Source organism: Ureibacillus sp. FSL K6-0165 (assembly GCF_038004285.1).
Lineage (GTDB): Bacteria > Bacillota > Bacilli > Bacillales_A > Planococcaceae > Ureibacillus > Ureibacillus thermosphaericus.
Window position 1 is genome coordinate 1,424,721 of sequence record NZ_JBBOQS010000001.1, and the last position, 15,390, is coordinate 1,440,110.

Annotated in this window: 13 protein-coding genes; 10 read left to right on the plus strand and 3 right to left on the minus strand. The window is 36.4% G+C overall.

Annotation, left to right across the window (positions count from 1 at the left end; genetic code table 11):
• Window positions 1-3 precede the first annotated feature (3 nt).
• From NST00_RS07070 to NST00_RS07085, 4 genes are all read left to right on the plus strand, one after another.
• On the plus strand, window positions 4-1,722 hold the full coding sequence (locus NST00_RS07070; protein WP_340709798.1) for a methyl-accepting chemotaxis protein: 1,719 nt from the start codon (window positions 4-6) through the stop codon (window positions 1,720-1,722).
• A gap of 898 nt (window positions 1,723-2,620) precedes the next feature.
• Window positions 2,621-3,442, plus strand: a complete 822-nt coding sequence (locus NST00_RS07075) for a basic amino acid ABC transporter substrate-binding protein (RefSeq protein WP_409373615.1) — start codon at window positions 2,621-2,623, stop codon at window positions 3,440-3,442.
• 20 nt (window positions 3,443-3,462) lie between these two features.
• On the plus strand, window positions 3,463-4,173 hold the full coding sequence (locus NST00_RS07080) for an amino acid ABC transporter permease (protein ID WP_016838688.1): 711 nt from the start codon (window positions 3,463-3,465) through the stop codon (window positions 4,171-4,173).
• Window positions 4,170-4,892, plus strand: a complete 723-nt coding sequence (locus NST00_RS07085) for an amino acid ABC transporter ATP-binding protein (RefSeq protein ID WP_016838687.1) — start codon at window positions 4,170-4,172, stop codon at window positions 4,890-4,892. The genes NST00_RS07080 and NST00_RS07085 overlap by 4 nt, the downstream gene beginning before the upstream one ends.
• Window positions 4,893-4,942: 50 nt before the next feature.
• On the opposite strand, the gene NST00_RS07090 is transcribed toward NST00_RS07085, so the two are convergent.
• Complete coding sequence (locus NST00_RS07090) at window positions 4,943-5,560, minus strand: spore coat protein (protein ID WP_016838686.1); 618 nt, start codon at window positions 5,558-5,560, stop codon at window positions 4,943-4,945.
• 128 nt (window positions 5,561-5,688) lie between these two features.
• Here NST00_RS07090 and NST00_RS07095 point away from each other — a divergent pair, with 128 nt between their 5' ends.
• The 6 genes from NST00_RS07095 (at window position 5,689) to eno (ending at window position 12,164) form a co-directional block, all read left to right on the plus strand.
• The gene (locus tag NST00_RS07095) at window positions 5,689-5,925 is read left to right on the plus strand and encodes a glutaredoxin family protein (protein WP_016838685.1); all 237 of its coding nucleotides are present in this window, start codon (window positions 5,689-5,691) and stop codon (window positions 5,923-5,925) included.
• Between the two features lie 119 nt (window positions 5,926-6,044).
• Window positions 6,045-7,058: a type I glyceraldehyde-3-phosphate dehydrogenase gene (gene gap / locus NST00_RS07100; protein WP_340709799.1), complete on the plus strand. Its 1,014-nt coding sequence runs from the start codon at window positions 6,045-6,047 to the stop codon at window positions 7,056-7,058.
• A 230-nt stretch (window positions 7,059-7,288) separates the two neighbouring features.
• Entirely contained in the window at window positions 7,289-8,473 is a 1,185-nt protein-coding gene (locus NST00_RS07105) for a phosphoglycerate kinase (protein WP_339288086.1), read from the plus strand.
• 13 nt (window positions 8,474-8,486) lie between these two features.
• The gene (tpiA, locus tag NST00_RS07110; protein ID WP_168412541.1) at window positions 8,487-9,248 is read left to right on the plus strand and encodes a triose-phosphate isomerase; all 762 of its coding nucleotides are present in this window, start codon (window positions 8,487-8,489) and stop codon (window positions 9,246-9,248) included.
• Window positions 9,241-10,782, plus strand: coding sequence for a 2,3-bisphosphoglycerate-independent phosphoglycerate mutase (gene gpmI, locus NST00_RS07115; RefSeq protein WP_168412542.1), 1,542 nt, complete (start codon window positions 9,241-9,243; stop codon window positions 10,780-10,782). Before tpiA ends, gpmI begins: the two co-directional genes overlap by 8 nt.
• An 86-nt stretch (window positions 10,783-10,868) precedes the next feature.
• A complete protein-coding gene (gene eno, locus NST00_RS07120; protein WP_168412543.1) occupies window positions 10,869-12,164 on the plus strand; it encodes a phosphopyruvate hydratase in 1,296 nt (431 codons plus the stop codon).
• Window positions 12,165-13,175: 1,011 nt separating this feature from the next.
• On the opposite strand, the gene NST00_RS07125 is transcribed toward eno, so the two are convergent.
• Together NST00_RS07125 and NST00_RS07130 are read right to left on the minus strand one after the other, a co-directional pair.
• On the minus strand, window positions 13,176-14,135 hold the full coding sequence (locus NST00_RS07125; RefSeq protein ID WP_340709800.1) for a nuclease-related domain-containing protein: 960 nt from the start codon (window positions 14,133-14,135) through the stop codon (window positions 13,176-13,178).
• 178 nt (window positions 14,136-14,313) lie between these two features.
• Complete coding sequence (locus NST00_RS07130) at window positions 14,314-15,252, minus strand: bile acid:sodium symporter family protein (RefSeq protein WP_339288092.1); 939 nt, start codon at window positions 15,250-15,252, stop codon at window positions 14,314-14,316.
• Window positions 15,253-15,390: the final 138 nt, after the last annotated feature.

Genomic DNA, 15,390 nt, shown 5'->3' on the forward strand with positions numbered 1-15,390 from the left:
GGAATGAGAGATATAACTCTGAAAAAATCGATAAAAACCCAATTAATTGTTAGTTTTTTATTACCTTTTCTTATATTTTCACTGATTCTTTTTGGATTTGTTCGATATGTATCAGATTACATTATTCATGAACATGTAATCCCACAGTTTGACGAACGGTTAAAAGAAAATGGGCGATTACTAGCAAAGTCTATTGATCCAGATTTAATTAAAAATGCACTGATTTACCCAGCAAAATATGGGACGGAGCTGAAGCAGGAATTAGATACATTTATTGAAGGAAAAAAAGGAATCGAATATGTATATGTATTGTCCAGACAAAATGGAAAGGATGTCATTGTCGCTTTAAATGGCAGTGACGAATTTATGGTTGAGTCTCCGTTTACAGATAATCAAAAATTATCATATGAACAAAAACAGACTGTTCTGAGTCCTATTTATAGAGATAATTGGGGTGTACATAAATCGTTTTTCCTTCCTTTAGAAGAAGATGGTGTGGAAGCCATTTTTGGAATCGATATGAGCGCTAAATTTATAGACGATTTAGAGAACCGGATATTGATTGTTTCGCTTATTGTAACAGTTGTTATGATTGTTATTGGAATCTTGTTGGCTTTATTTATTGGAAATAGAATTTCTAAACCTCTTAATAGTTTGGTACAATATGCGCAAATCTTTTCTACTGGAGATCTTAGCAAATCGGTAAATATTGAGCGGAAAGATGAGATTGGAATCTTAGCAAACAGCTTTGAAGAAATGAGAAAAAATTTAAGTCACATCATTGATAATGTAAAAGAGAAATCGGTAGGAATTCATCATACTAGCCAAACTCTTTTCGAATCCTTTGAAGAATTAGCTCAAGCTTCTAAACAGATTGCGACGAGTACAGATGAAGAAGCAAAAGGTGCCGAAGAAAGAGCTAACCATATTGAACGAATTTCAAATATGATATCTGAAATATCAACTTCGATATCCAATGTGGATGAGCAAACTAAATTAATAAAAGATCTTACTGATCAAACAAGTCAGCAAGCTGAACAAGGAAATGTCCAAGTTCAAATGATTACTGAACAAATGAACAAAATAAAACAAAATGGCATGGTAAGTAAAGAGAACTTGTCTAATCTAGGTAAAAAATTAGAACATATTAATGAAATCATTAAGATTATCCAAGAAATTTCATCCCAAATTCATCTTCTGTCTTTAAACGCATCCATTGAAGCAGCACGTGCTGGAGAGGCGGGTAAAGGATTTTCGGTTGTTGCCCAAGAAGTTCAGAAACTTGCAAATCAAACAGATGGATCAATCAAAACAATTTCTGAAGCGATAGATGAAATCAATGAACAGGCTAATATCGTGCTAAATCTGAACCAACAAGATTATGAAGACATTGTAAAAGGTGTTGAGATTGTCGAGGATAATGGGCGATTATTCAATTCTATTTTTGAGTCAGTAGAGCAATTGGCAGATGGAATTGAAACGATTGTTAAAAGCACGGAAGATCTGGATCAAGCATCCGATAAAATCTTAACGTCCGTTCAAGAAATTTCTGCAATTTCAGAACAGGGCGTGGCTGCGACTCAAGAAATTTCTGCTTCTGCTGTTCAACAAAACAACACAATTGATTACTTAAAACAACAAAATTCAGATCTAAAACTATTGGCTGACAACCTTCAAGATATGATTAAGCGATTTAAGACAAGTGAAACTGCAACAAAATAAAATGAAACTTTTTCAGGAGATTTCTTTATTTTCCATTAGTGGAGATGCTCTTACTTCTGAAGACTTTGATTCTTTTAACTTTATATTATATGGAATGTGTAGTTGGCGATGTTGAACAACAAAAGCGGCCAGATTAAAAACTATGGTAGATTCAACAGAAAATACTACTGATGATGAAAAAGTTAAAACAATTTTGAGGATGAAATTGGGCATGACATTACATTTGATATAACATAAATATAGATGTTGTTCCAAACGACAGGACAATAAGCCTACTTTTTTAAGTAGGCTTATTGTGCAAAAAGAAGGCGGAGAGACCTCCGCCTTCATGGATTTACGCACTGAAAATAATTATGTACAGACATAAATTTAACAACTGAAAAGCATTGAAATATCGATACGTTTAGGTGCATGGTTATTATTCCTTCGAGGGTGCCATTTTACTTGCTAGCAAGTAAATAAGTTGTACTCTATAGTTTAACAGCCTAAAGATAGATGTGTGGAATAAAATGGAAAGTGAACATTTCATTTTATCCCTTATTCATTTTTTTAATCAATTTTTTTAAATAACTTTTTTCATAAAATTTAATATTCATTCAATAAGATTCCCCCTTCCTCATCTAGCGATTTCGCTTAGGTATGGAGGGGTTTTTTGGGTGTGTAGGGTATTTTTATACAAGAGATTGAAAAATCTATCTTTTCGAAATGTTATATCAATAACATCGAAAACTAAGATATTTCACAAAAATAATGTAATAAAATATAACTTTTTTAATAATATGAAAAATTAAATGTTGTATAAATATTTCTTGATTTATATAATTAAACATATCAGTGTCACAAATTTTTATCTATTGCTGATGAACAAGTTAATGACTAAAGGAGGATATTGCAAGTGGTGAAAAAAAATCGCAGTTTATTTATGATGTTACTTTTAACACTACTATTAATGTTAACTGCTTGTGGAGCGGGTGGTGAAAAGAACACAACAGGAGATGCTGGCGAGAATACAGGAGATGCCACAGGTGAAAATTCAGGATTAAAAGACAAAAAAATCTTAGTCGGAACAGAAGCGACATTCGCTCCATTTGAATATATGGACGATAAAGGAAATATCATTGGAATCGACGTAGATATTTTAGATGCAATTTTCGAAGAATTAGGCATGGAATATGAAATTCGCCATGTTGGTTGGGATCCAGTGTTCCAACAAGTGCAAAACGGCGAATTGGACATGGGGGCTTCTGGTATCACAATCACTGATGAGCGTAAACAAACTTTCGACTTCACTAACCCATATTTCGAGGCTACACAAGTGATTGTAGTTACTGAAGATTCAGAAATTGAATCAGCTGAAGATTTGAAAGGGAAAAAAGTATCTGTACAAATCAACTCAACTGGACACCAAGCAGCGAAAAAACTTTTAGGAGAAACAAGCCCAGATATTTTAGCGTATGAAAACCTTCCGTTAGCGATTCAAGAAGTAATCAATGGAACAACAGCAGCGGCAATTGGTGATAACGCGGTAGTGTATGAATATATTAAAAATAATCCAAATGTAAAATTAAAAGTTATTGAAGACGATGCATTCGATAAAGAATATTACGGCTTTATGGTGAAAAAAGGAAACACTGAGCTTTTAAATTTATTAAATGAAGGATTACAAAAAATTAAAGAAAACGGCAAATTAGCAGAAATTACTGGACAAGAAATTGAATAACAGAGTAGGGGGTGTTTCAGATGGAATTCCTGGATTTTCGCTGGGATATAATCTGGAACTACCGTGAAAGCTTCATACGTGGTATTTGGGTAACGTTAATCTTAACAATTTGTGGATTTATAGGCGGATTCATATTAGGAGTTTTACTCGGATTAGGGAAAAATTCGAAAAAGAAATGGCTTTATTTCCCTTGTAAATTATATATCGATTTATTCCGAGGAACGCCTCTCCTAGTTCAAATATTTATTATTCACTTAGCTTTAATTCCAACGTTGTTTGGACATTCGCTAGGGTTTATGGTTTCAGGGATTACAGCACTTGTATTAAATTGTGCTGCATATACAGCTGAAATTATCCGAGCAGGGATTCAATCCATCGATAAGGGGCAAATGGAAGCGGCAAGATCACTTGGTTTAAATCAATTCCAAGCGATGCGGAAAGTTATTTTACCGCAAGCTTTCCGCCGCATGATTCCCCCTCTTGGAAACGAATTTATTACTCTATTAAAAGATTCGTCCTTAGTAACAGTAATTGCTGCCAACGATATTCTATATGCAGCAAAAGTCGTTTCAGGAGCATATTTCCGTTTCTGGGAACCATATCTTGCTGCGGCAGCGCTTTATTTAACACTAACGTTTATCGTTTCGAAAGTCGTATCACTCATTGAGAGACGCTTCAGCATTGAATACAATCCGCGCAAAAATAAAAATGAAGGGCGGGTTGGTGCATGATTAAGATCGAAAATCTTCATAAAAGTTTTGGCGAGTTACATGTGTTAAATGGAATCGATTATGAGATTCAAGAAAAAGAAGTTGTTTGTGTGATTGGTCCTTCTGGTTCTGGAAAAAGTACATTTTTACGTTGTATCAATTTATTAGAAGAAATTTCAGATGGCGCCATTTATATTGACGGTACGAAAGTCAATGATCGAAATACAGACATTAATAAAATCCGTACAGAAGTAGGAATGGTGTTTCAACAATTTAATCTATTCCCACATATGACGGTGATAGATAATATTACGATGGCTCCTATGCTCATTCGAAAAATGAATAAACATGAAGCTGAGGAACTGGCGCTTGAATTGCTTTCTAAAGTAGGTCTTCGTGAAAAGGCATACAATTATCCTCAACAGTTATCTGGAGGTCAGCAACAACGAGTAGCCATCGCAAGAGCACTAGCGATGAAACCGAAAGTCATGTTGTTTGATGAACCAACTTCTGCTCTTGACCCAGAAATGGTAAATGAAGTGTTGGATGTAATGAAACAATTGGCTTTTGAAGGAATGACGATGGTCGTTGTTACACATGAAATGGGATTTGCTCGTGAAGTTGCGGATCGGGTCATCTTTATGGATGGCGGCGTTATTGTGGAAGAAGGAAAACCAGAAGACATTTTTGGAAATCCAAAACACGAACGAACAAAAGCATTTTTAAGTAAAGTTTTATAAATCAAAAAGGACATCTCCACATATCAAGAGATGTCCTTTTTGATTTTTCATTAGTTAGGCATATCTTTTGCTCTATCTGCTTGACCATACATGTTTAACATAGTTTGCATATCTTGTGGTGAAAGTTGTGGAACTTGATAATATCCTTTTTTGTTTTGGTAAAGAGAAAGTTCGTATGCCATTTCAATGCAGTTTGGAACAGAGTCTTGCAATACGCGGCGTACTACTGGGTTTGTAGCTTCTAATGCAGCAGCTGTTTTGCCAGTCGCCAACGCTTTATGCTGACTTAACATGAAACCTGAAATGATGCTGTCATCAATTTCATTTGCTGAAGTAATTGGTTTTTTCGGTTCAGATGGTGTTAAGCCGTATTTTGAGTCATTTCCGATTTGCATGCAGTACTTACGAGTTGGATGGCTTGGATCTTGACCCGTTTTAAAACATTCAGCAGTAATATTGTATTCATCGAGCATAAACGCATATTGTCTATCTAAAATATTTAATAATTCAGGGTCTTGAACATGTGGACGTAACATGACAAACATGTTTAATGCGCCAATGGAAGCACTTAATACTTCATGAACATCCATCACCTCGTGAGCACCGTGATTCATCGACATAGGGATATTTTCTGAAGTTTGTTGTTGGTTTGTAAATTGATTTTCCATTGCATGTATCCTCCTTAATTTATGTTTCTGTACACTCGTACATAACTATTTTGGCTTCTTCATCATTTGATTATTCATTGAAGATTTGGGATAGTGAAAGTAGGAATTGAAGAAAAGAGGGAATGTCAATGAAAGTTCAATTTTTTAGCAGACCAAACTGTCATTTATGTGATGAAGGATTAAGTATTTTAAAGCTAGTCCAAGACGATATTCATTTTGAAATAGAAATCATCAATATTGAAGATGATGATGACATTCATGAAAAGTACATGTTGATGATTCCGGTCGTTGTAAAAGATGGTGAAATCATTCAATATGGCCAATTAGATTATGTGACGTTATACGAAGCTTTTTTGAATAAATAGAACATTAAATCATTATATTGATATAAAACCCTTTGCTGTGATTATTCCTTTGGAGGTTTATGAATACATGTTTTGAGGAAAAATGGAATGAAGGAAAATAGCAAAATGGAGGATGCTATATGACAATAAAATTGGCGATTAATGGGTTTGGTCGAATTGGACGTCTAGTATTTCGAGAAGCAATGAAAAAAGAACAATTTGAAGTCGTTGCAGTAAATGATTTAGCGGATGCAAAGCAATTAGCTCATTTGTTAAAATACGATTCCGTTCATGGCATTTATGATGCGGAAGTTCAACATGAAGAAGATGCGTTAATCGTCAATCATAAACGAATTCAAGTATTTTCAGAAAAAGAACCTGAAAATTTGCCATGGGAGGAAATGAATGTTGATATTGTTTTGGAATGTACGGGACTTTTTCGTTCGGAAGAAGATGCCTCTAAACATTTAACGGCTGGTGCAAAAAAAGTCATTTTATCCGCCCCTGGAAAAGGAGATATGCCAACATTTGTGATGGGGGTTAATCACCAACAGTATGATCCGAATCAACATCATGTTATATCCAACGCATCATGTACAACGAATTGTTTAGCACCAGTAGCGAAAATTCTTGATGAAAAGTTCGGCATGAAACGAGGTTTGATGACAACCATTCATTCGTACACAAACGATCAGCGGCTTCTTGATTTACCTCACAAAGATGCACGCCGTTCTCGTGCAGCAAATTTATCTATGATTCCAACAACGACAGGCGCAGCGATTGCTGTTGCAAAAGTGTTGCCACAGTTGAAAGGAAAACTAGATGGCTTTTCCATTCGCGTACCAACGCCTAATGTTTCTTGTGTGGATTTAGTAGCAGAGTTAAATTCGAATGTCACAATTGATGAAGTCAATGCAGCCTTTCGAGAAGCAGCGACTGGAGAACTAAAGGGCATTTTAGATTATAGTGATTTGCCGCTTGTATCAATTGATTACAATGGCAATGCTCATTCAGCAACGGTAGACGGGCTTTCGACGATGGTATTGGATGATAATATGGTAAAAGTTGTTGCTTGGTATGATAATGAAGCAGGGTATTCTGCACGATTAATCGATTTAGCGCTATACATTGCAAATCAAGGGCTCTCTTATTAATCAATGTGTCATATTCATTTTGCATTATTGAAAAAGTGTAGCATATTAGTGAATTTCTAATGAAAAAGTATAGCCTAAATATAAAGAACGATTTATAATAATGGAGGGTAAAAGGAGTGGTGGAATAACCCATCGCTTCTTATTTTTTGCTAATCAAATTGGAACAATAATTCAATAACTGTTGTCTTATATTAATGTGGAATGACGGTAAACACTTAGGAGGTTACTTCATGTTTTCGAAAAAGACGATGAATGATATTGACGTACAAGGAAAAAGAGTATTTGTACGTGTAGACTTTAACGTGCCAATGGAAAATGGAGCAGTAGTTGACGATACAAGAATTCGTGCAGCTATTCCAACTATTCAACAATTATCAGAAAAAGGTGCAAAGGTGATTTTAGCTTCCCACTTAGGTCGTCCTAAAGGTGAAGTAAAAGAAGATATGCGTTTAACAGCTGTTGGAGAGCGCCTTTCTCAACTAATGAATAAACCAGTTAAAAAATTGGATGAATCCATTGGAGAGCTTGTAGAGAAAACGGTAAATGAAATGCAAAATGGGGACATTGTGTTACTTGAAAATGTCCGTTTCCATAAAGGTGAAGAAAAAAATGACGAAGAGCTAGCTAAACAATTTGCTAAGTTAGCGGATATCTACGTAAATGATGCATTTGGTGCTGCTCATCGTGCTCATGCTTCCACTGAAGGAATTGCAAAATACATTCCAGCAGTTTCTGGATTGTTAATGGAAAAAGAATTAGAAGTATTAGGAAAAGCTTTATCCAATCCTGAAAGACCATTTACTGCCATCATTGGTGGAGCAAAAGTAAAGGATAAAATCGGTGTCATCGAAAACTTGCTTGATAAAGTGGACAACTTAATTATCGGCGGCGGACTTTCCTTTACATTTATCAAAGCGCAAGGTTATGAAATTGGAAAATCTTTATTAGAAGAAGATAAAATAGAATTAGCTCGCGGCTTCATTGAAAAAGCGAAAGAAAAAGGCGTTAACTTCTACATGCCAATCGATGCAGTTGTAGCAAAAGAATTTTCACCAGATGCAGAAGCGAAAGTGGTAGATATCGATCAAATTCCAGAAGACTACATGGGCTTAGATATTGGACCAAAAACAGCTGAAAAATATGCAGAAGTGATTAACAATTCCAATCTAATTATTTGGAATGGACCTATGGGCGTATTTGAAATGGACAAATTCGCTAACGGAACGAAAAAAGTTGCAGAAGCGATGGCCGAAACAAAAGGGTATACTATTATTGGTGGTGGAGATTCTGCCGCTGCAGTTGAAAAATTCAACTTAGCTGAAAAGATGGATCACATTTCAACGGGTGGAGGAGCTTCTCTAGAATTGATGGAAGGTAAAATTTTACCTGGTATTGCCGCGTTGAACGACAAATAAGGAGAGAAATTTAATGCGTAAACCGATTATTGCTGCTAACTGGAAAATGTATAAAACCTTTGATGAGGCAGTGGAGTTTGTAGAGGCAATTAAAGACAGAATTCCTTCTGAGAATAAAGTGGATGCAGTTGTTTGCGCCCCAGCCTTGTATTTGCCAACCCTTGTGGAAATTGCTAAGGAAACAGACTTGGCTATTGGAGCTCAAAACATGCACTATGAGGAAGAAGGTGCTTTTACAGGCGAAATTAGTCCAAAACAGTTAGAGGCTATTCAAGTTGACTATGTTATTTTAGGTCATTCTGAGCGCCGTGAATATTTCAATGAAACAGATGAAGCGGTAAATAAAAAAGTAAAAGCTGCTTTAGCTCACGGTATTGTTCCAATCGTATGCTGCGGGGAAACATTGGAAGAACGTGAAGCTGGCCTAACAGAAAAGAAAGTAACGAACCAAGTGAAAAAGGCTTTAGCTGACTTATCCCCAGAAGAAGTACAGCATATAGTTATCGCCTACGAACCAATTTGGGCAATCGGAACAGGTAAAACGGCTACGGCAGATGATGCAAATGCGGTATGTGGCCATATTCGCCAGGGAATTGAGGAATTGTTTGGAAAAGATGTGGCTGAAAACATTCGCATTCAATACGGTGGAAGTGTCAAGCCTGAAAATATTGAAGAATTATTATCAAAAGAACATATCGATGGCGCACTCGTTGGTGGTGCCAGCTTACAAGTTGAATCATATTTAAAATTATTGGAGGCGGGGGCAAATGCCTAGAAAGCCAGTCGCATTAATTATTTTAGACGGCTTTGCATTACGCGATGAAGTATTTGGTAATGCAGTGGCTCAAAGTAAGAAACCAAATTTTGATCGTTACTGGTCAACGTATCCACATGCAACTCTAACAGCATGTGGAGAAGCAGTTGGACTTCCAGAAGGCCAAATGGGTAATTCGGAAGTCGGACATTTAAATATTGGTGCTGGCCGAATCGTATACCAAAGCTTAACTCGAATTCATAAATCCATTCGTGAAGGTCAATTTTTCGAGAACGAAAAATTGCTTGGAGCAATCGAACATGTAAAGAACAATAATTCCAAACTCCACGTTATGGGGCTATTGTCAGATGGTGGGGTACATAGCCATTATGAGCATTTATTTGCATTATTGAAATTGGCAAAACGTCATGGCCTTGACGAAGTGTATGTTCACGGATTCTTAGATGGACGCGATGTAGGTCCGAAAACAGCAATTGGTTATATTGAAGAAACAGAAAGACAAATGGATGAAATCGGAATCGGAAAATTCGCTACGATTCATGGTCGTTATTACGCAATGGACCGTGATAAACGCTGGGAACGAGTGGAATTATCTTACAAAGCTCTAGTTGATGGTATTGGTCATACTGCTGCTAGTGCAAAATTAGGTGTAGAAAACTCCTATAATCGTGATGTAACTGATGAATTTGTCATTCCATTTGTCATTACTGAAGAAGGAAAACCAGTAGCAACCATTGACGCAAACGATGCAGTCATTCATTTTAATTTCCGACCTGACCGCGCTATTCAGCTATCGACTATATTTACGAATGACAAATTTATCGCATTTAAGCTATCAGATAAGCATCCTGAAAATTTAAAATTCGTCACATTTACTGAATATAGCGACGAAGTATATGCAGATGTAGTGTTTGAAAATGAAGATTTAATTAATACTGTAGGGGAAGTAATCTCAAGACACGGTTTAACGCAATTACGTATTGCTGAAACAGAAAAATACCCTCATGTTACATATTTCATGAGCGGCGGCAGAGAAGAGAAGTTTCCTGGTGAGGAAAGAATCTTAATTGCATCCCCAAAAGTAGCTACATATGATTTAAAACCTGAAATGAGTGCTTATGAAGTAACAGAGGCACTGCTTAATGAATTAGAAGCAGATAAATTCGATGCCATTATTTTAAATTACGCAAATCCTGACATGGTAGGACACAGCGGTATGTTAGAGCCGACAATTAAAGCAATCGAAGCAGTAGATGAATGCTTAGGCCGAGTTGTTGATAAAATTTTAGAACTTGGCGGCACTGCCATCATTACGGCAGACCATGGAAATTCTGATGAAGTGGTTACATTAGACGGCAAACCAATGACGGCTCATACAACAAATCCAGTACCAGTCATTATCACAAAACATGGTATTGAGATGAGAGAAAATGGAATTTTAGCCGATTTAGCACCAACTATGTTAAAATTATTAAATATACCACAACCTGAAGAAATGACAGGACAACCACTTTTTGAGGTAGTGGAAAAGTAAGAATATTGATTATGATTTTCGCTTAATTGTTATAAATATACCCAATCTCAGCTAAATTAAAATTTTTTATATAGAGGAGAATTGATATGCCATTTATTACACAAGTATATGCTCGTGAAGTTTTAGACTCTCGCGGTAACCCAACAGTTGAAGTAGAAGTATTTACGGAATCAGGTGCATTTGGACGTGCTATCGTTCCATCTGGTGCATCAACTGGTGAATATGAAGCTGTTGAATTACGTGATGGCGATAAATCTCGTTATCTAGGAAAAGGCGTATTAAAAGCTGTAGAAAATGTTAACACAATCATTGCAGAAGCTTTAGAAAACAACTATTCTGTATTAGATCAAGTAGAAATTGACAATGCTTTAATCGAACTTGACGGTACTGAAAATAAAGGAAAACTTGGCGCCAATGCCATTTTAGGTGTTTCTCTTGCTTGCGCACATGCAGCGGCAAATTATCTTGATATTCCTTTATATCAATATCTTGGTGGCGTGAATGCAAAACAATTACCAGTGCCTATGATGAACATTTTAAATGGTGGGGCACATGCAGATAACAACGTAGATATTCAAGAATTCATGATTATGCCTGTTGGAGCAGAATCTTTCCGTCACGCATTACGCATGGGAGCAGAAATCTTCCACAATTTAAAAGCTGTATTAAAAGAAAAAGGTTACAACACAGCTGTAGGTGACGAAGGTGGTTTCGCACCAAACTTAAATAGCAACGAAGAAGCGATTCAAGTGATTTTAGAAGCAATCGAACGCGCTGGCTATAAACCAGGAGAAGAAGTTCGCATTGCATTAGACGTAGCTTCATCTGAGCTATACAACAAAGAAGATGGAAAATATCATTTAGCTGGTGAAGGCGTTGTTAAAACTTCTGAAGAAATGGTGGATTGGTACGAAGAATTAACTTCTAAATACCCAATCATTTCCATTGAAGACGGCTTAGATGAAAACGACTGGGAAGGCCACAAACTATTAACTGAGCGTATTGGCCATCGCGTTCAACTTGTAGGTGATGATTTATTCGTAACTAATACGAAGAAGTTAGCGCAAGGAATTGAACAAGGCGTGGGTAACGCAATTCTAATTAAAGTAAACCAAATCGGTACATTAACAGAAACTTTAGATGCAATTGAAATGGCAAAACGCGCAGGTTACACAGCAATTATCTCTCACCGCTCTGGTGAATCAGAAGATAACACAATTGCTGACATTGCAGTAGCGACAAACGCTGGTCAAATTAAAACTGGAGCTCCTTCTCGTACAGACCGCGTAGCAAAATACAACCAATTATTACGTATTGAAGATCAACTTGGCTCAACTGCTCAATATCTTGGCATTAAGTCATTCTATAATTTGAAAAAATAACATGAATTGAACTGAACCGAGCTTCCGAAAAGCGGAGGCTCGGGTTTTTTATGGAGAAAAAACAGCTAGTGAAAGGAAGGGGTTATTGCTAAATTCAGGAAAAATAGCCAAAGGGAAAAAATAGCTTCACGAGGGAACGGATAATAGTCAACTTCAAGAAGATAATAGTCAAAGTGGCTGCGATAATAGTCAACCTCGAGAACATAATAGCCAAAGGGAAAAATCAGCTACAAGAGAGAATGGATAATAGTCACTTTCGAGGAGATAATAGTCAAAGTAGCTGCGATAATAGTCAACCTCGAGAATATAATAGCCAAAGGGAAAAAACAGCACCACGAGGGAACGGATAATAGTCAACTTCAAGGAGATAATAGTCAAAGTGGCTGCGATAATAGTCAATCTCGGGAATATAATAGCCAAAGGGAAAAATCAGCTACGAGAGAGAACAGATAATAGTCAACTTCGAGGAGATAATAGTCAAAGTGGCTGCGATAATAGTCAATCTCGGGAATATAATAGCCAAAGGGAAAAAACAGCTACGAGAGAGAACGGATAATAGTCAACTTCGAGGAGATAATAGTCAAAGTGGCTGCGATAATAGTCAATCTCGGGAATATAATAGCCAAAGGGAAAAAACAGCTACGAAAGAGAACGGATAATAGTCAACTTCGAGGAGATAATAGTCAAAGTGGCTGCGATAATAGTCAAACTCGGGAATATAATAGCCAAAGGGAAAAAACAGCTACGAAAGAGAACAGATAATAGTCAACTTCGAGGAGATAATAGTCAAAGTGGCTGCGATAATAGTCAAACTCGGGAATATAATAGCCAAAGGGAAAAAACAGCTACGAGAGAGAACGGATAATAGTCAACTTTGAGGAGATAATAGTCAAAGTGGATGCGATAATAGTCAAACCCGGGAACATAATAGCCAAAGGGTAAGCATGCCTATTTAAAGAAGGCCATCTAGAACCCCCCAGACTCTAGATAGCCAAAATATACTTTCATATCCTAACGATTGAGAATATCTTCTGGAATAATATAATATCTTCCTTTTTTATTACCCACCGTTTTTAAATTTAGTCGAGACAATATTTTAGAAGATGCATACATTGATTCCACATGGAAAAACTCCCTAAACTCTTGATTCGTAATCCGGTCGCTAATCAATAATCGATAATCATCTAACGCTCGTAGAAAAGCTTTTCTACTTTGAACGCCGCACTGCGGACAAGACCAAATTCCTCTTTTGTAAGTCATGACCACACTATAATTGCAATTTTCGCAAAACACTCCTTTTCGGATTCTCTCAACACTGATATTTAAATCAAAATCTCGTGTGACCACATTAGAAAGAAGATATTTCGCTAATTTATCCAATTGACTTGTAGTAAGTTTACTTTCGTGCCGAACAAGACATTTTTTGATAAATGAACGTAACCCGCTCGCATGAAAAATTGGAGGAGATTTCGGAACATTTCCGATGATGGAGGAAGGATTTGCCATGACAACCGCTTTCTCAATTGGCAAGGAAATTTTTAATTTCGATAAAATCCGTTGAAATAATTCTTCATGGCGATGCAATTGATCAAAAGGATTCGTTAAAATATCTTCTGTACCTGTTGGACGAGTGCGAGTGAGTTGATGTTTCTGTTCATCATAATCAACTCGGCCAGAAATATTTTTCACTTCCAAAATTAACAAAAAGTGTTTCGTTAATAGAATCGTATCCACTTGATGAGAAAATCCAAATTCATTTTCAATTTCATAATTAAACAATAAGTAATGTTCATTCAAATATGGCATTTCAAACCATTCACGGTCGACTCTGTGCTCACCCTCGTATCCATACTTTAGACGTGTCAAGTAATCTTGAAAGTAGGAGAAGTCTCGATCATTTACATCTAATCTGCGTAAAAGAGCTTCGATAATGAGAATGCTTTTTGGAGTTTTTCGATCCAATAAAAGCAACGTATCACCCCCTTTATCCAACATAATAAAACCTGGAGTATCAAAAAGGAATAAATTTCCTGAAACTTTTATTTTGGACGGAAAAAGGCTGTGAAAATCAAAGTTTACCCTGCCTTAAACTAGCCATAAAAAAAGCAAGATGACGAATCACCTTGCCTCCATACAAATATAGAACTGCTTATTCTTCCACTTTTCCAGCTTTCTTTGACCAATAGGTTGCAAGTATCGGTCCGGAAATATTGTGCCAGAAGCTGAAGATGGCACTTGGTACTGCAGAAATTGGATCAAAATGTGTTGCCGCTAAACTTGCACCTAATCCAGAATTTTGCATTCCCACCTCGATGGCAACAGCTTTTTTGTCTTCATAATCCATGCGGAAAATTTTCGCTGCTAAATATCCGATAGCGTAACCTAATCCGTTATGTAAAATTACGACAGCTAAAATTAATAACCCAGATTCAATAATTTTATCGCGGCTGCCGCTTACGACTGCTGCAACAATTAACACAATTGCTACAACCGAAATTGTTGGCAGAATATCGATGCTTTTTGCAACAACTGGTTTAAAGAATATTTGAGCAAGAATCCCTAAAATAATAGGAATTAAAACCACTTTTACGACAGACATAAACATGGCCATAAAAGATACTGGAAGCCATTCACTTGCTAAAAAATAAATTAATGCAGGTGTTACAATTGGAGCAAGCAACGTTGTAAATGACGTAATTGTTACAGATAATGCCGTATTCCCTTTCGCTAAAAATGTCATAACGTTTGAAGCAGTACCGCCAGGACAACATCCAACTAAAATCACTCCGACAGCAATTTCAGGTGGAAGTTGGAAAGTTTTCGCTAATACAAAAGCAAGCAACGGCATGATAGTAAATTGTGAAATGATTCCAAGAATAACTCCTTTAGGGTGTTGCAAAACGAGTTTAAAATCATCTAATTTTAATGTCATCCCCATACCGAACATGACAATTCCGAGAAGCGTCGTAATCCAAGGTGCAATCCATGTGAAATATTGTGGAACCCACATTGCGAGAGCAGCAGCTAATAATACCCAAAGTGCAAAGGTATCTCCTGCAAATTTCCCGATTTTTTGAAACGTATTCATCGAAACCCTCTTCTTTCTATTAAATTTGTGAGTGGAATTTATTTTATGAGAATAATATAGAAAAATCAATAAATTTCTGAAAAAATAGAACATTTAGAATAAAATAAATTATGAAAGCGTTTTAAAAATAACTGTTTT